The sequence below is a fragment of the Rhodococcus gannanensis genome, from assembly GCF_042681175.1.
GTDB lineage: Bacteria > Actinomycetota > Actinomycetes > Mycobacteriales > Mycobacteriaceae > Rhodococcus_G > Rhodococcus_G gannanensis.
In genome coordinates this window covers 34,468-55,616 of sequence record NZ_JBHUFB010000001.1, presented here as the reverse complement: position 1 = coordinate 55,616, position 21,149 = coordinate 34,468, and the positions used below count along the sequence as shown (strand labels likewise).

The 21,149-nt window shown below is 68.7% G+C and carries 21 protein-coding genes and 1 tRNA gene; 9 read left to right on the top strand and 13 right to left on the bottom strand.

The window, feature by feature from the left end:
* Positions 1-217: 217 nt before the first annotated feature.
* Positions 218-1,240, bottom strand: a complete 1,023-nt coding sequence (locus ACFSJG_RS00270) for a magnesium transporter CorA family protein (protein ID WP_378483198.1) — start codon at positions 1,238-1,240, stop codon at positions 218-220.
* Between the two features lie 151 nt (positions 1,241-1,391).
* Here ACFSJG_RS00270 and ACFSJG_RS00265 point away from each other — a divergent pair.
* From ACFSJG_RS00265 to ACFSJG_RS00255, 3 genes are all read left to right on the top strand, one after another.
* A tRNA-Lys gene (locus tag ACFSJG_RS00265) sits at positions 1,392-1,467 on the top strand.
* 390 nt (positions 1,468-1,857) lie between these two features.
* Positions 1,858-2,220, top strand: coding sequence for a hypothetical protein (locus ACFSJG_RS00260; protein WP_378483197.1), 363 nt, complete (start codon positions 1,858-1,860; stop codon positions 2,218-2,220).
* A gap of 106 nt (positions 2,221-2,326) precedes the next feature.
* Positions 2,327-2,746, top strand: a complete 420-nt coding sequence (locus ACFSJG_RS00255; RefSeq protein ID WP_378483196.1) for an SPW repeat domain-containing protein — start codon at positions 2,327-2,329, stop codon at positions 2,744-2,746.
* A 3-nt stretch (positions 2,747-2,749) separates the two neighbouring features.
* On the opposite strand, the gene ACFSJG_RS00250 is transcribed toward ACFSJG_RS00255, so the two are convergent.
* Positions 2,750-3,973, bottom strand: coding sequence for an MFS transporter (locus ACFSJG_RS00250; RefSeq protein ID WP_378483195.1), 1,224 nt, complete (start codon positions 3,971-3,973; stop codon positions 2,750-2,752).
* 83 nt (positions 3,974-4,056) lie between these two features.
* Here ACFSJG_RS00250 and ACFSJG_RS00245 point away from each other — a divergent pair, with 83 nt between their 5' ends.
* The 6 genes from ACFSJG_RS00245 (at position 4,057) to ACFSJG_RS00220 (ending at position 11,377) form a co-directional block, all read left to right on the top strand.
* On the top strand, positions 4,057-4,944 hold the full coding sequence (locus tag ACFSJG_RS00245; RefSeq protein ID WP_378483194.1) for a LysR family transcriptional regulator: 888 nt from the start codon (positions 4,057-4,059) through the stop codon (positions 4,942-4,944).
* A gap of 271 nt (positions 4,945-5,215) precedes the next feature.
* On the top strand, positions 5,216-6,169 hold the full coding sequence (locus tag ACFSJG_RS00240) for an acyl-ACP desaturase (protein ID WP_378483193.1): 954 nt from the start codon (positions 5,216-5,218) through the stop codon (positions 6,167-6,169).
* 136 nt (positions 6,170-6,305) lie between these two features.
* Positions 6,306-7,460, top strand: coding sequence for a tRNA dihydrouridine synthase DusB (gene dusB, locus ACFSJG_RS00235; RefSeq protein WP_378483192.1), 1,155 nt, complete (start codon positions 6,306-6,308; stop codon positions 7,458-7,460).
* A 174-nt stretch (positions 7,461-7,634) separates the two neighbouring features.
* Positions 7,635-9,536: an LCP family protein gene (locus ACFSJG_RS00230; protein WP_378483191.1), complete on the top strand. Its 1,902-nt coding sequence runs from the start codon at positions 7,635-7,637 to the stop codon at positions 9,534-9,536.
* 112 nt (positions 9,537-9,648) lie between these two features.
* Positions 9,649-10,320, top strand: coding sequence for a phosphate signaling complex protein PhoU (gene phoU, locus ACFSJG_RS00225; protein ID WP_378483190.1), 672 nt, complete (start codon positions 9,649-9,651; stop codon positions 10,318-10,320).
* Between the two features lie 85 nt (positions 10,321-10,405).
* Positions 10,406-11,377 (top strand): endonuclease/exonuclease/phosphatase family protein, encoded by a 972-nt coding sequence (locus ACFSJG_RS00220; protein WP_378483189.1) that lies wholly within the window; start codon positions 10,406-10,408, stop codon positions 11,375-11,377.
* Positions 11,378-11,400: 23 nt separating this feature from the next.
* On the opposite strand, the gene ACFSJG_RS00215 is transcribed toward ACFSJG_RS00220, so the two are convergent.
* From ACFSJG_RS00215 to ACFSJG_RS00165, 11 genes are all read right to left on the bottom strand, one after another.
* A complete protein-coding gene (locus ACFSJG_RS00215) occupies positions 11,401-12,360 on the bottom strand; it encodes an LLM class F420-dependent oxidoreductase (protein ID WP_378483188.1) in 960 nt (319 codons plus the stop codon).
* A 25-nt stretch (positions 12,361-12,385) separates the two neighbouring features.
* A complete protein-coding gene (locus ACFSJG_RS00210; RefSeq protein WP_378483362.1) occupies positions 12,386-13,240 on the bottom strand; it encodes an SDR family oxidoreductase in 855 nt (284 codons plus the stop codon).
* Between the two features lie 153 nt (positions 13,241-13,393).
* Positions 13,394-14,032 (bottom strand): Dabb family protein, encoded by a 639-nt coding sequence (locus ACFSJG_RS00205; RefSeq protein ID WP_378483187.1) that lies wholly within the window; start codon positions 14,030-14,032, stop codon positions 13,394-13,396.
* Entirely contained in the window at positions 14,025-14,372 is a 348-nt protein-coding gene (locus tag ACFSJG_RS00200; protein ID WP_378483186.1) for a hypothetical protein, read from the bottom strand. The genes ACFSJG_RS00205 and ACFSJG_RS00200 overlap by 8 nt, the downstream gene beginning before the upstream one ends.
* 139 nt (positions 14,373-14,511) lie before the next feature.
* Positions 14,512-15,288, bottom strand: a complete 777-nt coding sequence (pstB, locus tag ACFSJG_RS00195; protein WP_378483185.1) for a phosphate ABC transporter ATP-binding protein PstB — start codon at positions 15,286-15,288, stop codon at positions 14,512-14,514.
* A 60-nt stretch (positions 15,289-15,348) separates the two neighbouring features.
* Positions 15,349-16,254, bottom strand: coding sequence for a phosphate ABC transporter permease PstA (pstA, locus tag ACFSJG_RS00190; RefSeq protein ID WP_378483184.1), 906 nt, complete (start codon positions 16,252-16,254; stop codon positions 15,349-15,351).
* A 1-nt stretch (position 16,255) separates the two neighbouring features.
* On the bottom strand, positions 16,256-17,302 hold the full coding sequence (gene pstC / locus ACFSJG_RS00185) for a phosphate ABC transporter permease subunit PstC (protein WP_378483183.1): 1,047 nt from the start codon (positions 17,300-17,302) through the stop codon (positions 16,256-16,258).
* A 46-nt stretch (positions 17,303-17,348) separates the two neighbouring features.
* Positions 17,349-18,473: a phosphate ABC transporter substrate-binding protein PstS gene (gene pstS, locus ACFSJG_RS00180; RefSeq protein WP_378483182.1), complete on the bottom strand. Its 1,125-nt coding sequence runs from the start codon at positions 18,471-18,473 to the stop codon at positions 17,349-17,351.
* A gap of 181 nt (positions 18,474-18,654) precedes the next feature.
* Positions 18,655-19,380, bottom strand: coding sequence for a lysophospholipid acyltransferase family protein (locus tag ACFSJG_RS00175; RefSeq protein WP_378483181.1), 726 nt, complete (start codon positions 19,378-19,380; stop codon positions 18,655-18,657).
* Positions 19,381-19,382: 2 nt separating this feature from the next.
* On the bottom strand, positions 19,383-20,318 hold the full coding sequence (gene mshD, locus ACFSJG_RS00170) for a mycothiol synthase (protein WP_378483180.1): 936 nt from the start codon (positions 20,316-20,318) through the stop codon (positions 19,383-19,385).
* Positions 20,319-21,113 (bottom strand): winged helix-turn-helix transcriptional regulator, encoded by a 795-nt coding sequence (locus ACFSJG_RS00165; RefSeq protein WP_378483179.1) that lies wholly within the window; start codon positions 21,111-21,113, stop codon positions 20,319-20,321.
* Positions 21,114-21,149: the final 36 nt, after the last annotated feature.

Genomic DNA, 21,149 nt, shown 5'->3' with positions numbered 1-21,149 from the left:
TGTCCGTCCGCCCCGACAGGCCACAGAAGACCTCGACCAACACTAACCCCGGCCGCGGGGATTTGTGTGCGCGCGCGCCGAAGTCGAAATGTTATAGTTCTTACCCTCGAGTAAGGTCGCGGCCCGGTAGAACACACCAGGTGGTACGCTTCCGGGAACTCGGGTGCGCCGCAGGGGGTGCGCACCCGAGTTCATCTCGTTCCCCCGGGCAGCTTCTCTAGAGCCAGTCCCGCCGCTTGAAACTCCAGTACAGCCCGAAGCCGAGCCCCAACAGCAACGCCGCACTGAGCCAGAATCCGAGCGGGTCACCGAAACCGGGAAACGGGATGTTCTGCCCGAAATAGCCGGTGACGCCCGTCGGAATCGCAATGATCGCGGCCCAGGCCGTCAACTTCTTCATCGTCTCGTTGAGCGAATTTCCCTGCATCGCAAGGTGTGTCGCGAGAATCGACTCGATGGTGTCGCGCATCCCGTCGATTCGCTCGGTCGCCCGCAGCGTGTGGTCGTAGACGTCCTGGTAGTACGGCACCAGGTCGCCGACGACAACGTGCGAGCCCTGCCGCAGCAGAGCACTGAACACCTCGTTCATCGGTAGCACCACCCGACCCAGGTGCGCCACCGCCTTGCGCAGCACGAAACTCCGGAGTTGGACCGCGTTCTTCGGACCCGCCCCCAGCAGCAGGTCGTCCTCGAGCGTCTGGATCCGATCGTCGAGTTCGTCGATCACTTCGAAGTAGCCGTCCACCAGCGCGTCGAGCACGGTGTGCAACAGGAACCCGGCACCGTGCGTCAGCAGGTCCGCGTTGTCGTCCCACTCGTCCAGGACCGGCTCGAGCGCGAACCGGTCGTCGCCCCGAACGGTGATCAGTGCGCGAGCGAGCACGAAGATCGACAGGTCCGTGCCCTCGAGCCGGTCGGTCGCCGAGTCGTACCGCGCCGACCGGGTGTGTAACAGGCTGTGATCGCGAAACCGGACCAGGCGGGGCCGCTGCCGACCCGAGAGCACCCCCTCTATCGCGAGTGGATGCAGTTCCACCTCACCCCCGATCAACGGCGACAGCGCAACGACGTCCGACACCGACGGGGCGAGGAGATCCACCCAGATCAGCGCGTTCTCCTCGGAGCGATGAGACGCGAGCTCGTCGAGCGGCAGGTCGCTGCCGACCAGCACCCCGTCGACGTACAGCCGATTACGGATCGCGCACGAGACGTGCACGCCCGCCGTACCGGTCGAGTCCATCGGAGCCTCCTGATCCTCGGACCCAATCCTGACCCGAGGGATCCCCGATTGCAGCGAACCCGGCTCGCTGGGCGGCGCGATTCGCCCCGGCCGACGCGGGCGGGGTCCTGTGGTGACGCCACGCGGGGGCGCACTAGACTCCTGCACCACTGCCCCTTTAGCTCAGTTGGTAGAGCTACGGACTTTTAATCCGCAGGTCCTCGGTTCGAGCCCGAGAGGGGGCACCACGCGCTCCACCGGCACCTGTCCGGTGGAGCGTTTTTGTTAACCCCGAGGTTGCCGGCAAGTGTGTCGCTCGTCACCTTTCGTACACGTTCCGACAGGGCTGTCACCTACTCGACTCTCTCCCGAAAAGGCATGACAACCAGCACTTTTCACCCTCGGTCCGACGAAGGCGCCGCGCCGCTGCAGCGCCGATTCCCGGACTCAACTGAGTAACGCTTTACCCAAATCCGACGACTGGAATATCGGTACGGCCGCAGGTCTGATACCACTAGGAGGGCGGCGGTCGAAGCAAAACGGCCAACTAGATTACAAATCAACAGCTTTCGTGGTCGAACCACGCCTCCGCGCAGCGCACGAGCCCGTTGAACAGGACCGAAAGGCGGTGAGTGGAGATGAGAATTCCCCACGTCGCGACCCAATCGACCCGACACCTGACGAGGCTGTCCCGTACCTGCCCCGGCGAGCGCATCGTCGAATCTGCGACCACACGGTCCACGGACGTCGATCTCGGTCACACCACCTTCCGCACGCTGCAGAACGAGGATTTCTCGCCGCTCACACCGTCCCAGGCAGCTGGCCTCGGACGCCTGGTGCGCACGATCGTGAACAGCCATGCGGGACTTCCCGGCGGCTTCGACACCGTCGAGGACCTGTGCCGCGGCCATCTCGCAACCAGCCTCTCCGCACCGAGCACGGATCAGATGCGCGCCAGCATGGAACGCACCCTCGCCCGGCTCCGCGCCCTGCCTGCCTGACGATCCACCGACACAACGCGACGCGCACGATCCGGTAAAGCGGGTCGACAGCGCGTTCACGGCGGGATCAGAATGGATTCCTGAGGTCCTACCCCGGGAGGCCGTCATGACCGTGAACGCCGCCGACGCGAATGCCGCCGCGTATGCGGAGGCCAGAAGCCCCTCGCACACCCGAGAGGTCCGCAGGGACATACTCGTCGTCGCCACCGGAGTCGCCCTGGTCCTGCTGAGTCTGTGGGTGCCCGTCCAGGGCGACGAGCAGATCACCGCGACCATCCTGATCCTCGGCATGGTCGCCTACTCGGCCGGACTGTGGGCGATGACGACGGAGTCCCGGACGGCGCACTGGGGCCTGGTGGTCCTGGGCGCGGCCCTCCTGCTCACCCCGCTGGCCATGGCGTTCCCGTCGGGCACGACGACCGCCGCGGTGGTCGCGATTGTCGCGGGAGCGATCGTCGCAGCCGTCGGGATCTTCGGCCTGATGATGAACCGGGACGAGCAGCCTGCACCGCAGCACAGCCGCTGACACCTATCGCAGCCGAGAGAGAACCGTCAGCCGGGCTGCGAGCGCCAGCCCCACGGCGAGCAACGCCCCGATGCACCCGACCGCGCCGGGCCATCCCCATGCCGCGTACGCGACGCCCACCCCCGCGCCGACGAGGCTCGATCCGAGGTAGTACGCAAACAGGTACAACGCGGATGCCTCGGCCCGGTGCCGTGTGGCGACCGACCCCACCCATCCGCTCGCGACCGAGTGCGCCGCGAAGAACCCGGCGGTGAACAGCACCATCCCCGTCAGCACCCAGGGCACCGAGTCCACCAGCGTGGCCGCGATGCCCACGGCGCTGCAGGTGATCGCCGCGGGCAGCACCCACCGCCTGCCGAGACGGTCGGCGAGCACACCCGCGACGGACGACGTCACGGTTCCTGCGAGATAGATGAGGAAGACCAACGCGACCACCGCGGGCGCCAGTCGGAAGGGCTCCCCCAGCAGCCGGAAGCCGAGATAGTTGTAGGCGGACACGAAGCCGCCCATCAGGATGAAGGCCAGGGCGAACAGGATTCGCAGGCGCCGGTCCCGGAGGTGCTCGGCGATGTTCCCCGCCACCACGCGCAGTCCCACCGACTGTGGGCGGAACCGTCTCGAGGCGGGCATCACCCGCATCATCACGACCGCGGCCAGCAGCGCCGCGACCGCGCCGGCCTGCATCGCCCAGCGCCAGGTGGTGACGTCGAGCAGGGTGGTGGGGATCATCCGGCCGAGCAGGCCGCCGATGGTGGTGCCCGCGACGTATCGACCCATCGCGGCACCGAGGTCGCCACCGTCCACCTCCTCGGCCAGGTAGGCCATCGCCACCGCGGGAATCCCGGCGAGGGTGGCGCCCTGCAACGCCCGCCCGGCGATCAGGATCTCCAGGGTCGGGCTCAGTGGCAGCAGCAGCCCGATCGTGCAGGACGCGACCGCGGAGACGACCATCACGCGAGTGCGGCCGAACCGCTCGGACAGCGCGCTCGCGGGCACGATGACCAGAGCCAGAATGCCTGTGGTGACCGACAGCGTCAGCGCCGCGCCCGCCGGCCCCACGCCGTAGTCGTCGGCCAGGGCGGGCAGGAGCGCCTGCACCGAGTACATGGACACGAACGCCGCGACACCTGCCAGGAACAACGCGAGCGTGATGCGGGTGTAGCCGGCGGAACCACGGCGGTACGGCTCGGTGTCCGAGCGCACGGCGATGTGGGTGACGAGTGACATGGATACCTCCGCGAGCCATCCTGATCCGCCTCCGCTCATCAGTAAAATGCGCAAAACTCGGCTGCTTCATGTAGAAATTGCATATGCTCAGCGACGGTCTCCGCTGGTTCGTCGTCCTCGCGGACGAGGGGCAGGTGACGGCGGCCGCGGACGTCCTCGGTATCGCCCAGCCCACGCTGTCGCGCCGCCTCGCCACCCTCGAGCAGCAGATGGGCGTCCAACTCTTCGATCGGCACGGCCGACGGCTCACCCTCAACGCACACGGCGCACTGCTCTTCGAGCACGCCCGCCGAGGTCTCGACGAACTCGACGCGGCCGAGTCGCGCATCGCCGAGCTGACCAGTGCCACCGAGGGAACCGTCCGCCTCGATTTCCTGCACTCCCTCGGTTCCTGGCTGGTCCCCACCCTCATCCGGGGGTTCCACCACACCGCGCCCCGCGTCCGCTTCGCGCTGCACCAGGACGCGTCGGGCCATCTCGCCGACCGGGTGCTCGCGGGGCACAGCGATCTCGCGGCCGTCTCCCCGAGGCCGCGCACACCCGGCCTGGGCTGGCTGCTGCTCGACCACCAGCAGTTGGCACTGGCGGTGCCTGCCGGGCATCCGCTCGCGGATCGTCCCGACATCGACCTCCGGGACGCCGCGGGCGAACCGTTCATCGCGATGCATCCGAACTACGGCATGCGGCGCCTGCTCGACGAAGCGGCCGAGCGTGCCGGATTCGAACCCCGGATCGTCCTCGAGGCCAGCGAGCTCGCGACGGCCACGGGGCTGGTGTCGGCGGGGCTCGGTGTGGCGCTGGTGCCGATCCGGGAGGCCGACCCGGAGGCCGCGGGTGTGGTCGTGGTCCCGATCCGCGGTGTCGACGCGGTCCGGGAGGTGGGGATGGTGTGGGCGCTGAGCCGACCCCTCACGGAACCCGCGCGGCGCTTTCGTGACTTCGTCGAGGATCGAACCGACACCACACCGTGACCGACACGCGCAGGCCGACCCGGCAGCCCCGGCGCGCGCCGGGTCCCCGTTCGTCGCAGGTGTGTAACGGGAGGGACCCGCCTTCCGATTCTGTCGAGGTACCGGCCTCTCGTTACCTCCGGATTTCCTTCACGAATCCCGTGGTGGCGCAGCCGTGGGCCGATAAGTTCTCAGGCGATTCCCAGTTCGAGACCTACTCGAAACCTGTCGGAGCAACCTACGGTCCCGTAGGCTGTACGAGCCGATACCCGCGACACCTGGAGGCACAGCAATGGCGAGAGAGCTCACCCAACTCGAGTTGCTCAAGGAACTGGAGCCGGTGGCCGAAGCCAATCTCAACCGCCACCTGTCCATGGCCAAGGATTGGCATCCGCACGACTACGTCCCGTGGGACGAGGGCCGCAACTTCGCCGCGATGGGAGGCGAGGACTGGTCCGAGGAGCAGTCCCGGCTCGACCCGGTCGCGAAGGCCGCGATGATCACCAACCTCCTCACCGAGGACAACCTCCCCTCCTACCACCGTGAGATCGCCGAGAACTTCTCCCGCGACGGCGCCTGGGGCACCTGGGTCGGCCGCTGGACCGCGGAGGAGAACCGGCACGGCATCGTCATGCGCGACTACCTCACCGTCACCCGCGGTGTGGACCCGGTCGCGCTCGAAGAGGCCCGGATGATCCACATGACCAACGGATACGCCTCCCCCGGCGACACCGAGGGTCTGCTGCACTCGGTCGCGTACGTCACCTTCCAGGAGCTGGCGACGCGTGTCTCGCACCGCAACACCGGCAAGGCATGCAACGACGACATCGCCGACCGGATGCTCTCGCGCATCGCGGCCGACGAGAACCTGCACATGATCTTCTACCGCAACATCTGCGAGGCGGCGCTCGACGTGTCGCCCGACCAGGCGATCACGGCGATCAACGAGGTCCTCCAGCAGTTCCAGATGCCCGGCGCCGGCATGCCGAACTTCCGGCGCAACGGCGTCCTGATGGCCAAGCACGGCATCTACGACCTGCGTCAGCACCTCGAAGAGGTCGTCATGCCGGTGCTGCGCAAGTGGAAGATCTTCGAGCGCACCGACTTCACCGGCGCCGGCGAGGCGCAGCGCGAGTCGCTGTCGACCTTCCTCGACGACCTGGGCGTACAGGCGACCAAGTTCGAGGAGCAGCGTGACCGCGCACTTGCCCGCGAGGCGGCAAAGCGGGAGCGCGAGGCGTCCTGACCCGAGCCACCGTGTGACCTTGCTCCCGTGACCGCTGGTCAGCGGCCCACGTGAGAACGGACACACCCCGAAAACGGCTATTCTGTGCCCGGCACCGAACCTCGGTGCCGGGCACGTTTCATTCGAAGGTTCATCAATGTCGACCACTGATCACAGCCTGCGTATCGGCTCGCTCGAGCTGCGCAGTCCCGTCGTCCTCGCCCCGATGGCGGGCATCACGAACGTGGCGTTCCGCACGCTGTGCCGTGAGCTCGAACTCGAACGATCCGGCAGCACCTCGGGCCTCTACGTCTGCGAGATGGTGACCGCCCGCGCGCTCGTGGAGCGTCAGCCCGCGACGCTGCACATGACGACCTTCGGCCCCACCGAGACGCCCCGGTCGCTGCAGCTGTACACGGTCGACCCGGACACGACATACGCGGCGGCGAAGATGATCGTCGACGAGAACATGGCCGACCACATCGACATGAACTTCGGCTGCCCGGTCCCGAAGGTCACCCGCAAGGGTGGTGGATCGGCGCTGCCGTACAAGCGCACCCTGTTCGGCCGGATCGTGGCGGCCGCGGTCAAGGCGACAGAGGGCACCGACATCCCCGTGACTGTGAAGATGCGCATCGGCATCGACGACGAGCACCACACCCATCTCGACGCCGGGCGGATCGCCGCCGCCGAGGGGGCCGCTGCCGTCGCGCTGCACGCCCGCACCGCCGCCCAGCGCTACTCCGGGACCGCGGACTGGAGCGAGATCGCCCGGCTCAAGGAGCACGTCACCGACGTACCCGTGCTCGGCAACGGCGACATCTTCGCCGCCGAGGACGCCGTCCGGATGATGGCGGAGACCGGGTGCGACGGCGTCGTCGTCGGTCGCGGGTGCCTGGGACGGCCGTGGCTGTTCGCCGAGTTGAGCGCGGCCCTGAACGGCACCGCGATGCCCACCCCGCCGACCCTCGGCGAGGTCGCGGCGATCATCCGCAGGCACGCCGAGCTGCTGGCAGCCCACCACGGCGAGGACAAGGGCATGCGCGAGCTCCGCAAGCACGTCGCCTGGTACCTGCGTGGTTTCCCGGCCGGCTCGGACATGCGGGTCGCGATGGCGATGGTGTCGACGCTCGACGAGCTGGACGGTCTCCTCGCGCAGCTGCCGGCGGACGTGCCGTTCCCGAAGGACGCCGAGGGCCCGCGCGGCAGGCAGGGTTCGCCCGGCACGGTCGCCCTCCCCGACGGCTGGCTCGACGACCCCGACGACTGCGTCGTCCCCGTGGGCGCCGATCTGATGCATTCGGGCGGCTGATCTGCGGTTCTTCGGCTCGAATGGCCGTTGCAGATTCGATCAGTATCATGTGTGCACCGCCGCCGGGCGGGACCGAGCACCTGTGTCCGCTCCACCCGGCGACCGCCTCGTCCGAGGCACACGCAACCGGAGCAGGACACTGACGACGGCACACGAGAGAGCAAGGGACAGCAGTTGGGCGACGATCACGATCCGGGTTCCGCACCCGATGGTCGCGCCCCCTGGGAAAGGCCCCTCTCACACGTAAGTCGCCCCGGCTACCGCCCGCGCCCCGAACCGTCGGGCCCGCCCGCGGACCCGACTCCGCCGGAACGCGAGCCGACGCCCCGCGGTGGTCGCGGTGAGCCGAGCGACCGGCTGTCCGTCGCCGAACTGATGCAGCGCGTCGGCCGCGAGGAGGACCCGGAGGCCACGGACCTGACGCCGCCGGTCCAGGACCCGCCTCGTACCGCGACCGGCTGGATGTACCGCGCGAAGCCCGCCGCGGTCACCCCGGACGGCCCCGCTCAGGTGGGTACCGCCCCGAGCACCCGCCTGGTGGAGAGCAAGGCACGCAAGCGCAGGCGCCTCCGCCTGATGGGCCGGACCGCGACCGCGTTCGTCGCCGTGGTGGTGCTGGCCATGACCGGCGTCGTATGGGGGTACATGCGTGCCACCGACAACGGCTTCAGCCAGGTCGCCGCGCTCGACCTGGACAGCACCGACGTCGTCGACCCGGGCGGCCAGTACGGCGACGAGACGTACCTGATCGTCGGCACCGACACGCGGGCGGGTGCGAACGGCGCGGTCGGTGCAGGCACCGAGGCGGACGCCGAGGGCGCCCGCTCGGACACGGTCATTCTGGTGAACATCCCCGCCGACCGTTCGCGCGTCGTCGCGGTGTCCTTCCCCCGCGACCTCGACGTCGCCCTTCCCAGCTGCCAGGCCTGGGACAACAACACCGCGCAGTACACCGACGAGGTCTATCCCGGCGGCTACAGCGACAAGCTGAACTCGGCGTACGCGCTGGGCGGGCCGAAGTGCCTCGTGAAGGTCATCCAGAAGATGTCGGGACTGAAGATCGGTCACTTCATCGGCATGGACTTCTCCGGTTTCGAGGCCATGGTCAACGAGATCGGCGGCGTCGAGGTGTGCACAACGACACCCCTGGTCGACGGCGAACTCGGCACGGTGATCGCCAACCCCGGCCGCCAGACCATCGACGGTGTCACCGCACTGAACTACGTGCGGGCCCGGAAGGTGGACGCCGAGGGCAACGGCGACTACGGCCGGATCAAGCGGCAGCAGGTCTTCCTGTCGTCGCTCCTTCGGGGTGCCCTGTCCAACAAGGTCCTCTTCGATCCGGGCAAGCTCAACGGATTCATCTCCGCCTTCACCAAGGAGACGTTCGTACAGAACGTCGACACGAAGTCGCTGGTGACGCTCGGCCGGTCGCTGCAGAAGGTGGACGCGGGCGCGGTGACGTTCCTGACCGTCCCGACCGCGGGCACGAACGAGTACGGCAACGAGATCCCGCGTCTCGACGACATCGACGCCATCTTCGGGGCGATCATCGACGACGAGCCGCTTCCCGGCGAGGTGCGTACCCCCGATCCCGTCGCCACCGAGGCGGCGCAGGCCGCGTCCACGGCGGCACCGCCGCCTCCCGCCGACGTGCTGGCCGTCGATCCGTCGATGGTCACGGTCCAGGTGTCCAACGCGTCCGGCGTGACCGGAGTGGCTGCGCAGGCCGCGGAATCGCTCGGCGCGTCCGGCTTCTCCATCTACGGCGTCGGCAACTACAGCGGCACCAGCGCAGCGACCCTCGTCCGCTTCGGCCCTGGTCAGGAAGCCGAGGCTGCCACCGTCGCGGCGGCCATCCCGGGCGCGCAGCTGCTCGAGAGCGACGACCTCGACGGCATCGTCGACGTGGTGCTCGGCACCGACTTCGAGGGCATCGTAGCCACACCCCCGTCCGCGGGGACGGAACTGCACCCGACCATCGCACCGCGGTCGACGGTGATCTCGGGGAAGACGATCGAGGAGCTCCCCGCCGACCTCGCCTACACCAACGCGGGCGACACCAGCTGCGGTTAGGGCCTCGGGCGCCGAAGTTCCTGGTCGGAGCGGATGTCGTGCATCCGCGATTCATCCCATGTTCACCCGGTGTCGGTGACGTTCCGCACGACGAGAATTAGACTGTTCGTTCATGCGCGTGGCTTACAACGAACAGATGACCGAACTCGCCGACATGCTCGGCGTGATGGCGGGTCTCGCGGGAACGGCGATGGAGAAGGCGACGCAGTCGCTGCTGCAGGCCGACCTGGCCCTCGCCGAGGAGGTCATCGGCGAGCACGACCAGATCACCGACCTCAGCGTTGCCTGCGAGGAACGTGCCTTCGCCCTCCTGGCCCTGCAGGCGCCGGTGGCCGGCGATCTCCGGTCGATCGTCAGCGGCATCCAGATCGTCGCCGACATCGACCGGATGGGCGCGCTCGCCCTCCACGTCGCGAAGGCCGCCCGTCGTCGACATCCGAACCACGTGCTGCCCGAGGAGGTCAACGGCTACTTCGCGGAGATGGGACGCCTCGCCGTCGCGCTGGGCGCCGCGGCGAAGGAGGTCCTCGAGACCCGCGACCCCGAGCGCGCCGCGAAACTCCGCGAGGAGGACGAGGCGATGGACGACCTGCACAAGCACCTGTTCACCGTCCTGATGGACCGCGAATGGAAGCACGGCGTCGCGGCCGCCGTCGACGTCACGCTTCTCGGCCGCTACTACGAGCGGTTCGCCGATCACGCCGTCGAGGTCGGTCGCCGCGTGATCTTCCTCGTCACCGGCAAGATGCCGTCGGAGCCCGAGGACACCGGCGAGATCAACTGACTCCGACCACCGGCGGGCGGTGTCCGGGCCACGCTGCGAGGCGGCGCCCGGCACCGCCCGTTCCTGTGTCCGCGATGATCGACCCGTGAGGTACAGCGAGGTCTATCGGCAGTCGGCAGGCGTATTCGCCGCGGCCTGCGCCGTCGTCGGCGCGGCAGCGTTGGTCTCCACCCAGGTGCGGGTGGAGAACCGCTTCGTCGTCCTGCTCGCGGGCTGGGCGCCGGTCTGGATCGTGGTCGCCCTCGTCGGTGCGGCGGTCGCGGCTGTCGCGGGGCGGTGGACAGCGCAGGCCGCGTGCCTCGTCGTGTGCGCCCTCGGCGCGTGGCTGCTCGCGCCGCTGTACATCACGGGCCCGACCGACGAGTCCGCCGACGGCCCGACGCTGCGGGTGATGCAGGCGAACGTCAGGATCGGTCAGGCGGACCCGGCGGCGCTGACCGCCACCGTCCGCGACAACGGGGTCGACGTGCTCACCGTGCAGGAGGTGACGGACGAGGCGATCGACGGACTGCGCGAGGCCGGCCTCGACGATCTGCTCCCCCACAGCTTCGCCGTCCCGCTCGGGCCGGGCGGACTCGGTGCCGCGATCTACAGCCGCCACCCGCTGTCGGGCACCCGGGTCCTCGACGGATACCTGTCGGCCAATCTCGCCGCCGACGTCGACGTCGGTCTCGCCGAGCCGGTCGCACTGCTCGCGGTCCATCCCGCGCCGGCGTACCTCTTCCCCGCACCGATGTGGGCCGGCGAACTGCGCGGCATCGCCACGGAGATGTCGGCCCTCGCGGACCGCGACAACGTCGTCGTCGCCGGGGACTTCAACGCGAGTTGGACTCAGCGCCAGTACCGGGATCTGCTCACGGACGGCTACGAGGACGCCGCGGACCAGGTCGGGGCCGGACTCGTGCGCACGATGCCCGCGCACCGCTGGTACCCGGCCGTCACGGGAATCGACCGCGTGGTCACGAAGGGTTCGGCCGTGACGAGCCTGCTCCGCATCACCCTCGCGGGGTCCGACCACCACGGGGTGATCGCCGAGGTCCGGTTGGCGCGAACCTGACCCCGGCGTCCACCCCCGCTCTCCTACCTGGGCGCGAGCGCCCGAACCATCTCCGCCGGGTCGCCCGGTGCGGTGAGCGCGATGACCGGTGTGGTGACGCCTGCGTCGACGTACCGCTCGATGTGCTCCCGGCACTGCTCGGGAGGCCCGTGCACGATCAGCTCGTCGACCACCCTGTCCGGAATGGCGTCGAGCGCGCCCTTGCGGTCGCCTTCCTCCCAGGATTTCCACATGCCGGCGAATTCGTCCGTGCGCCCGAGCCATTCGTGGAACGCGCGGTAGACGGGCACGGTCATGTACGCGGCGATCATGCGGCGGCCGATGGCCCGGGAGGTGTCGGCGTCGAGGCCGGGGAGCACGAAGATGCGGGCGGCGATCTCCTTGCCCTCGCCGCCGGCGTGCACGTGCGGCACCACGGTCCGCACGTCGTCCGCCGACAGCCAGTTGACGATGGCGCCGTCACCCTCGCGGCCGGCGAGACGCAGCATCGACGGCCGCAGTGCGGCCAGCAGCACGGGCGGCGGCGGGTCCGCGACCGTCGCGGGCGCGAATCCCTCGATGGTGAAGGTGTCGTACTCGTGGGTGACCTTCTCGCCGCGCAGCGCCGCGTTCAGAAACCGCAGCGTGTCGCGGGCCCGCTTGTACGGCTCGTCGAAGGGCACGCCGTTCCACTTCTCGACGATGACGTTCGACGAGGTTCCGATGCCGAGCACGAACCTCCCCGGCGCCGCCTCCGCCATGGTCGCGGCCGACATCGCCAGGGTCGCCGGGCCACGGGTGTAGACGGGGACGATCGCGGTGCCGAGCCGCAACTGCGGCGCCCACACGCTCGCGAGTGCCAGTGGCGTGAAGGCGTCGGTCCCGTTCACCTCCGACGACCACACGTCGGTGTAGCCGAGGTCGGGCAGTGCGGCGATCAGCTCGCGCTGCTGGGGCAGGGGGCCGGCCAGGGGCACGGTGAGGCCCCAGCGCTTCTCAGTCATACCGACACCCTAGAAGGCCGAGCCCTCAGCGCCGCGAGCCGAACCGGAGGAACCGCCACCCGTATCGCGCGAGCCGCCGGAGGGGCACCGATCGGGGCCACTCGTCGGGACGGAAGTAGGCGTCGGACCCGCCGTCGACGAACACCACGCTTCCACAGAGGAAGGCCGCGGCGTCCGAGAGCATGAACAGCACCCAGTCGGCGAGCTGACCGGCGTCGCCGAAGCCGCCCACGGGAACGGGGAAGGCTCGAATGGCCTTCGCCTCCGTCGGCGTCGCCAGCTGCTTCTCCAGCAGCGGCGTCATGATCGCCCCGGGGGCCAGTACGTTGAGGCGGATACCGGCGCCGGCCCACTCCCGCCGGACCGCGGTGCGCCGCACCCACCGACTGACGGCGATCTTCGAGCCGGCGTACGCGAGCGACGGCGCGGCCTTCCCGAACATGCGGAGCGATCGCGCCGCCTTGTCGGCGTCCCCGTGGAGCAGGGCGTTGATCGTCCGCCTCGGGACGAGCGGGGTCGTGGTCGTCGAGTTGCTACCGAACACCACCACCTTCGCGTCGCCTGCGGCGGCCAACGCGTCGCGCCATGCCTCGACGAGCTCGACGACTCCGAGGTAGTTCACCTCGGAGATCAGGCGCGGTCGATCCTTGCCGGGGGTGGGACCGATCCCGGCGGCGAGCACCGCCCCGTCGAGACGGCCGCCGGACGCTGCGAGCACACCCTCGATCGCGCGGCGCCGGCCACTCGGGGTGGAGAGGTCGGCGACGACGTCGCCCTCCTGCACGTCCACCCCGACGACGGTGTGCCCGGCCGCCTTCAGCTTCTCCACCACCTCCCGGCCCATGCCCGAGGCCGATCCGGTCACCGCGTAGACGCCCACACTCACCCCTTCAGTCCCGACGGCCCGAGCGGCCGGCGGCCACCGCAGGCTATGCCACGCGCTGCCGACGCTCAGCCCGTGCCTCGAAAAGCGTTCACCCCCACAGCAACCGACGAACCGGCCGAACATCGCGGGCGTGGCGTTAGGCTCCCGTCAGTCCGTCAACGCACAGAAGCTGTGACAGACACGGTCTTTCACGATCTGATCCGGACATTCGGGGTCGAACCACCGGTCCACGAGACCCCAGTGCACCGGATGGGCCATGTACTCGCCGAGCAGACCGTCGAGGTCGGTGAAAGTCTGCTCCCAGACGTGGGTCCACCGACTGGCACCGGTCGCGGTCTGCACTCTGCTGAGCTGCCATGAAGTCATGGACCGGACGTGTTGCGGCATCTGCAGCAGCTCCCGTTCGAAGCGCTCGACGAGCGCAGGCGACGCGGCGTCCTCGACGCGCAGGAGCAGCGCGCGGTACACCGTGGGAGCCGGTGCCTCGACGCGACGGCCCCGCCACGAGTCGTTGCCCACTCCCCCGACGTACTCGGCGCCGTCGACATGACGGACGTCCGGGCCGCGCAGGGCGGCGTCCACCTGGGACCGCACCGCCTCCCATTCGTCCGACGACTCGAAGCGAAGCCGGACCAGCACGTCACCGCCGTTGCGGACACCGGGCGACGTCGGTGCGATCAGCGCGCGTTCGCGGACGTTGTCGGGCAGCGAACCCGCGATTCGAGTGACGACGGACTCCCGGTCCGCGGCGTTCTTCAGGTGCACCAGGCGCGTCACGTCACACACGGCACAGTCCGTCCAGGTCGTCGACGTTCGCGGCCATCGAACGCGACCGGCTGGAGATCAGCGGCGCCACGTCGTCCCAGAATCCGGTGAACGCGGCGTCGAACCGGCGGGCGATGGCGGTGCGCCACCACTCGGCGTGACCGCGGACCGTCCACGTCGCCGTGACGGTGTTGGTGTCGTCGTCGAGCCACAGCGGCGGGCTCAGCAGCACACCGTCGAGGGTCATGCCGATCTCGACGGCGCGCGGGGCGTAGTCCGCGAGATAGGCGGCCACGAACTCCCGGGCCCGGCCCGGTTCGAGTTCCACCCGGTCGACGATGTGAATGTTCTGGCCGGTCATGCCGTCACGCTAGGTCGCCGCGACGCCGGCGGGGCGCCACCCTCCCGTTGGACGGGAGACCGCCCGGATCTCGTCGCGAAATCCGAGAACGCCGCCGGTCACGCGAGGTGACCGGCGGCGCCCTGGTTGTCGTACGCGACTATCCGAAGCGGCCCGAGATGTAGTCCTCGGTCGCCTTCTGCGACGGGTTGGAGAAGATCTTCTCGGTGTCGTCGATCTCGATGAGCCGGCCGGGCTTGCCGGTGGCCTCGAGGTTGAAGAAGGCGGTCTGGTCGCTGACGCGGGCCGCCTGCTGCATGTTGTGGGTGACGATCACGATGGTGAAGTCCTTCTTCAGCTCCGTGATCAGATCCTCGATCGCGAGGGTGGAGATCGGGTCGAGGGCCGAGCACGGCTCGTCCATCAGCAGCACGTCCGGGGACACCGCGATCGCGCGGGCGATGCACAGACGCTGCTGCTGACCGCCCGACAGTCCACCGCCCGGCTTGTCGAGGCGGTCCTTGACCTCGTTCCACAGGTTCGCGCCACGCAGGGACTGCTCGGCGACCTCGTCGAGCTCCTTCTTGTTGCGCCCGCCCTGCAGCTTCAGACCGGCGACGACGTTGTCGCGAATGGACATGGTCGGGAACGGGTTCGGACGCTGGAACACCATGCCGATGGTGCGGCGCACGCCGACAGGGTCCACCTGGGAACCGTAGATGTCCTCACCGTCGAGGAGGATCGCGCCCTCCACCCGGGCACCCGGGGTGACCTCGTGCATGCGGTTGATGGACCGCAGCACGGTGGACTTGCCGCAACCGGACGGTCCGATGAACGCGGTCACATTGCGCGGAGGCACGGCCAGGCCGACGTCGGCGACGGCGTGGAACTTGCCGTAGTAGATGTTGACGTCCTTGAGATCAAGACGCTTCGCCATGGTGGCTCCCTTGCGTGGTGGTGAGTCGGCTGTCGACGGTGACTCGGAGGATTGACGGGATCACTTGCTGACCCTCGAGAAGTGACCGATCAGCTTCGCGACGATGTTGAGCACCGCGATCAGCAGGATCAGGGTCAGCGCGGCACCCCAGATGCGCTCCGAGCCGGCGGGGGTCGGGTTGTTCATCTCGGCGACCATGACGCCGGGCAGTGAGCCCATCTCGCCGTTGAACAGGTCGAAGTTGATGAACGGTGCGTAGCCGACCAGGATCAGCAGCGGCGCGGTCTCGCCGAGCACTCGGGCGAGAGCCAGCATGACGCCGGTGATGATGCCGGGCAGCGCGGTCGGGACGACGATGCGCATGATCGTCTTCCACTTCGGCACACCGAGCGCGAAGGACGCCTCCCGCAGGTCCTGCGGGACGATCCGCAGCATCTCCTCGGTGCTGCGGATGACGACCGGGACCATCAGCAACACCAGCGCCAGCGACACCGCGAATGCAGACTTCGGGAAACCGAAGGTCGCGATCCACAGCGCGTAGATGAACAGCGCCGCCACGATCGACGGAACACCGGACAGGATGTCGACCATGAACGTGGTGATCCGGCCGAGGCGCGACTCGCCCGCGTACTCGGTCAGGTACACCGCGACGGCCAGGCCGAGCGGAATCGAGATCACCGCACAGACGACGCCCTGCAGGATGGTGCCGATCAGCGCGTGGTAGATGCCGCCGCCAGAGGCCGAGGCGGACAACCCGTTGAGCGAGTTGGTGAACCAGGTCGGGCTCGTGATCGCCGCGAAGCCCTTCTGGATCACCGTGAACAGCACCCAGATCAGCGGGACCAGGGCCAGCAGCACCGACGCCGTGACCAGAACCTTCACGACGAGGTCGGTGCCGCGACGGCGGGCGCTGACACCCTGGAAGGTGGGTGCCTTGACAGGCCGGTCCATTGTCGAGGTAGTCATGTCAGCTCTTCTTCCCTGCGACTGCGGCGCGGGCCGCAGCGTTGACCACGAAGGTCAGCACGAACAGGACCAGGCCGGCGGCGATGTAGGCGCCCGCCTGGATGTCGTTGTTGAACTCGGCGTAGCCGAGCGCGATCTTCGACGCGATGGTCGAACCGCCGTCGAAGAGCGACCAGGTCGCGCTCTTCGCGGTCGTGCGCAGGATCATGTACAGGGCCATCGTCTCACCCAGCGCGCGGCCGAGGCCGAGCATCGATCCACTGATGTAACCGGACTTGCCGAACGGCAGGACCGTGGTCTTGACGACCTCCCACTTCGTCGCGCCGAGCGCGAGCGCCGCCTCGATGTGCGCGACCGGCGTCTGCGCGAACACCTCGCGGGTGACGGCGGTGATGATCGGCAGGATCATCACCGCGAGCACGATGCCCGCGGTGAAGATCGTGCCGCCACCCTGGATGGACCCGGATCCGTCCGAGAACAGGAAGAACCAGCCGAGATTCTCGTTCAGCCACGTCGCGAACGGCTTGATCGCCGGCGCGAAGATCAGCAGACCCCACAGTCCGTAGACGATCGAGGGGACCGCGGCCAGCAGGTCGATCACGTATGCGAGCGGACGCCCCAGCCGTGACGGCGCGTACTGCGTGAGGAACAGTGCGATGCCGAGCGACACCGGCATCGCGAGCGCCAGCGCGAACAGCGAGACCAGCACCGTCACCTGCAGCAGGTCCAGCACACCGAACGCCATCGCGTTGATGTCCGTGGTGACCCACTCACGGCTGGTGAGGAAGTTGACCTCGTTGCGGGACAGCGCGGGAACGGCGCGCCACACCAGGAAGGCACCGATCGCGGCGATCAGCACCGAGATGAAGATCGCCGAACCCGTTGTCAGTGTGGTGAAGATCCGGTCGCCGGGACGGACCACCGCCTTTCCGTGGGAAGACGGTGTGGGCATCGGTGCCTCCGCTGCTCGGTGCGTGCCCCCCGCCCCGGCCCCGGAGTCACCGGGACCGGGCGTGGGAGGCGCCGACTGAGTGGGCGCGTCGCTCATCTGCGCTCGCATTCTGTTGATTCCGAATATAGAGCGTTCGGCCGAGTCAGCCGATAGCGGCGATCGACGCGTTCAGCTTGTCCTGGACCGTGCCCGGCAGGCCGACGTAGCCCTGCTCTGCCAGTCCGTCCTGGCCCTCGTTGGCGGCGCTGGTCAGGAACGACTTCACCGCGGCCGACGTGTCGGCGTCGTAGCCCTTGGAGCACACGATCTCGTAGGTCGCGAGCACGATCGGGTACGCGCCGGCTTCCTTGGTGCCGAAGATCGAGTCGAGGTTCAGCGTCATGTCGCCGACGGCCTCGGACTTGAAGGTCGCGCCCTCGATGGCCTTCGCGGCGCTCTCGTCGGTCAGCTCGACCGCGCCGGCGCCGGAATCGATCTGCGCGACGGACAGGTTGTTCTGGTCCGCGAACGACTTCTCGACGTAGGTGATCGATCCCGGCGCGCCGGCGACGGCCTGCGAGACACCCGCGGAGCCCTTCGCGCCCTCACCGACGCCACCGACGAAGTCGGAGCCTGCACCCTTGGTCCATGCGCCGTTCGACGCGACCGTCAGGTACTGCTGGAAGTTGTCGGTGGTGCCCGAGGAGTCGGAGCGCACGATCGGCGTGATGGCCTCGTCGGGCAGCGCGACACCGTCGTTGAGCGCCGCGATGGCCGGATCGTTCCACTTGGTGATTCCGCCGGAGAAGATCTTGGCGATGACCTCACCATTGAGGGTGAGGGTGTCGACGCCATCGAGGTTGTAGGCGATCGCGACGGGACCGAACACGAGCGGAAGGTTCCACGCGTCGTTGCCTGCGCAGCGCTCCTTGGCGGCAACCGCCTGGTCGCCCTTGATGGCGGAGTCGGAGCCGGCGAAGTCGACCTGCTTGGCGATGAACTGCGTGCGGCCGTCACCGGAGCCGGTCGGGTTGTAGGCGATCTTGACGTCGGTGCCCTTGTCCTTGCACACCGAGATGTAGGTGGCGACGAAGTTGTCCATCGCGTTCTTCTGCGCGGACGAGCCCGCTGCCGACAGCGAGTCCTTGCCCTCGCAGGTCGCGGTCGAGGCCGCGCTGTTGACGGAGGTTCCCGACGAGGCCGAGTTGTTGTCGCTTCCACAGGCCGCCAAAGTCATGGCACCGACCGCGACCGCGCCGAACACGGCAGCATTGCGCTTGAAGTTCACGCTGTTTCCTCCGGGAGACTCATCAGGTTCGGGCAGCACTCCGCCGCCCTGCCCGTGAAACGTAAAGGCAGGTGGTGGACAGGCGGTCCCGAGCGGATGAACGAGAGGTGAACAGATCGATGCGGCTTCAACTATCCTGGGAAAGGTCGGCCGCAGCGGTGTCGGACATCACAGAATGAGGTCAGCCGGCCTTGGATTCAGGTACGCGGTAGTCCCGGACGACATCCCCGTCCTTGGGCTTGTTCTTCAGTGACGCCGCGTAGACGTCGACGTACTCCTGGCCCGACATCCGCATGAGCTCGTACATGATCTCGTCGGTGACGGTGCGCTCGACCCAGCGGTTGCCCGCCATGCCCTCGAAGCGGGAGAAGTCGAGCGGCTTGCCGAACTTGACCTGCACGCGGCTGCGCCGCCAACGGAACGGCCCGGGTGGGCTGACGCGGTCGGTACCGATCACCGCGACAGGGATGACGGGGATACCGGTGCTGAGCGCGAGCCGCGCCGCACCCGTCTTGCCCTTGTAGAGGCGGCCGTCGGGGGACCGGGTTCCCTCGGGGAACAGTCCGACCAGCTTGCCCTCGTCGAGCAGGCGGGTCGCGGTCGTCAGCGCGGCGCTCGCGGCGTCCGCACCGCTACGGTCGATCGGCACCTGGCCCGAACCGGCGTAGAACGCCTTCTGCAGGAACCCGCGGAAACCCGGGGTGGTGAAGTACTCGCTCTTCGCGAGGTAGGTGATCCGCCGCGGCGACGAGAGCGGCGTGAACAGCCAGTCCGCGATCGAGAGGTGGTTACCGGCCAGGATCACCGGCCCCGAGGTCGGGATGTTCTCCACCCCTTCGACCTTCGGACGGTTGTACAGGCGGATGAACGGCCCGACCAGCACGAACTTCAACAGCCAATAGAACATCTCTACCCCTCCTCCCCTGTGTATGTGTGTGCACCGGCGGCGTAGGCGACGTCGACGTGGAACCGCTCGAACGCGAGCCGGTGGTAGGTGTGGAGGGCGGCGACGTTGTCGGCCTCCGTATAGAGAAGTACCGCATCCAGCCCGCGGTCGCTCAGGTAGCGCAACCCGGCGACCGTCAGCAGCCGCCCGAGACCACGCCCCTGCGCACTCGGATCGACCGCGACGACGTACACCTCACCGATCGCGGGCTCACCGTTCGACTCCGGATGCACCTTCGTCCAGTGGAATCCGAGCATCTCGCCGGACCGGGAGTCGACGGCGACGAACAGTCCCGCAGGGTCGAACCAGGACTCCGCCACCCGCTCGTCGATCTCGCGCTGCGTCCAGGATCCCTGCTCGGGATGCCAGTCGAAGGCGGCAGCGTTGACCCGCAGGAGATCGGCGTCGTCGGACGGCCCGGCATAGGTGCGGAGGACGACGCCCTCGGACGTGGGCACCTCCGGCAACGGCGGCTCGTCGAGTCGGCGCCGCAGTTGCAGCAGTTCCCGCGCCGGAGCGAGGCCGAGCCGAGCCGCGACCGCCTGCGCGGGAGGCAGGTCGCCGTGCGCCCACACCCGGGCGCCGTCGCCGCCGCGTTCGAGCGCCTGCGACACCAGTTCCCGGCCGATGCCGCGTCCCCGGTGATCCGGGTCGACCGCCGCCTCGACCATGGCGGGATGACCGTCGTGGGCGGGTTCCACACCGGCGTAGCCGACGACGACGCCGTCCGACGTCGCCAGCAGGTGGACGGTGGCGGACTCGCCTCCCAGCCGGTGCACCGCCTGCTCGGACACCGCTTCGGTGCCGTCGACGGTGGCGGCCCGGGACAGCAGTGCCCGCGCCTGCCGCTCCTCGTCCGCAGTCAGACGGGTGGACCAGGTCGTTGCAACAGCCGCCATCTACAGGGCCGAGCCGTTGGACGTCGTCAGCGAGCTGTCGTCGGGGTTGTCGCCGTCGGCGCCGAAGTCGTCACCCGCGCCGAAGTCGTCGTCGCCGTCGGAGCGGCCGGCACCGGCACCGGACTTGCGACTCGGTCGCACCGCCTTGTAGCCGACGTTGCGGACAGTGCCGATCAGCGCTTCGTACTCGGGCCCCAGTTTGGCGCGCAGCCGTCGCACGTGGACGTCGACCGTCCGGGTGCCGCCGAAGAAGTCGTATCCCCACACCTCCTGCAGCAGCTGGGCGCGGGTGAACACCCGGCCCGCGTGCTGGGCGAGGTACTTGAGGAGCTCGAACTCCTTGTACGTGAGGTCGAGGGGGCGTCCGCGGAGCCGCGCGGTGTACGTGCCCTCGTCGATCACCAGCTCACCGAGCGTGATCTTGCCCGTGGACTCCGGTGCGGCGACCCCGCCGTTGCGTCCCACCAGCAGACGCAGCCGCGCGTCGAGCTCCGCAGGCCCCGTCCCCGGCAGCAGGATGTCGTCGAGACCCCAGTCGGAGTTCACGGCGACGAGCCCGCCCTCGGTCAGGACCGCGACCACCGGAATCGCCGATCCGGTGCTGCCCAGCAGCCTGCACAGGCCGCGCGCCGCCGCCAGATCGGTCCGGGCGTCGACCAGCGCGATGTCCGCAGAACCCGCATCGAGCAGCGACGACACCTCCGTGGGCGCCGGTCGAACTGTGTGCGCGAGCAGCGCAAGGGAGGGTAGGACCGATTCCGGATTCGGATCGGAGGTCAGCAGGAGCAACTCCACACAGGCCTCCCCTTCTTGCCGATAAGGTGCCTGAGC

Bases quoted from the DNA above. Each gene is read 5' to 3' on its own strand.
- ACFSJG_RS00200 (WP_378483186.1), bottom strand. From the start codon at position 14,372: ATGACCGGCCAGAACATTCACATCGTCGACCGGGTGGAACTCGAACCG.
- pstB (WP_378483185.1), bottom strand. From the start codon at position 15,288: ATGGCGAAGCGTCTTGATCTCAAGGACGTCAACATCTACTACGGCAAG.
- ACFSJG_RS00260 (WP_378483197.1), top strand. From the start codon at position 1,858: ATGAGAATTCCCCACGTCGCGACCCAATCGACCCGACACCTGACGAGG.
- ACFSJG_RS00270 (WP_378483198.1), bottom strand. From the start codon at position 1,240: ATGGACTCGACCGGTACGGCGGGCGTGCACGTCTCGTGCGCGATCCGT.
- ACFSJG_RS00175 (WP_378483181.1), bottom strand. From the start codon at position 19,380: ATGTTCTATTGGCTGTTGAAGTTCGTGCTGGTCGGGCCGTTCATCCGC.
- mshD (WP_378483180.1), bottom strand. From the start codon at position 20,318: ATGGCGGCTGTTGCAACGACCTGGTCCACCCGTCTGACTGCGGACGAG.
- dusB (WP_378483192.1), top strand. From the start codon at position 6,306: ATGTCGACCACTGATCACAGCCTGCGTATCGGCTCGCTCGAGCTGCGC.
- ACFSJG_RS00240 (WP_378483193.1), top strand. From the start codon at position 5,216: ATGGCGAGAGAGCTCACCCAACTCGAGTTGCTCAAGGAACTGGAGCCG.
- ACFSJG_RS00215 (WP_378483188.1), bottom strand. From the start codon at position 12,360: ATGACTGAGAAGCGCTGGGGCCTCACCGTGCCCCTGGCCGGCCCCCTG.
- pstC (WP_378483183.1), bottom strand. From the start codon at position 17,302: ATGAGCGACGCGCCCACTCAGTCGGCGCCTCCCACGCCCGGTCCCGGT.
- phoU (WP_378483190.1), top strand. From the start codon at position 9,649: ATGCGCGTGGCTTACAACGAACAGATGACCGAACTCGCCGACATGCTC.
- ACFSJG_RS00255 (WP_378483196.1), top strand. From the start codon at position 2,327: ATGACCGTGAACGCCGCCGACGCGAATGCCGCCGCGTATGCGGAGGCC.
- pstA (WP_378483184.1), bottom strand. From the start codon at position 16,254: ATGACTACCTCGACAATGGACCGGCCTGTCAAGGCACCCACCTTCCAG.
- ACFSJG_RS00250 (WP_378483195.1), bottom strand. From the start codon at position 3,973: ATGTCACTCGTCACCCACATCGCCGTGCGCTCGGACACCGAGCCGTAC.
- ACFSJG_RS00245 (WP_378483194.1), top strand. From the start codon at position 4,057: ATGCTCAGCGACGGTCTCCGCTGGTTCGTCGTCCTCGCGGACGAGGGG.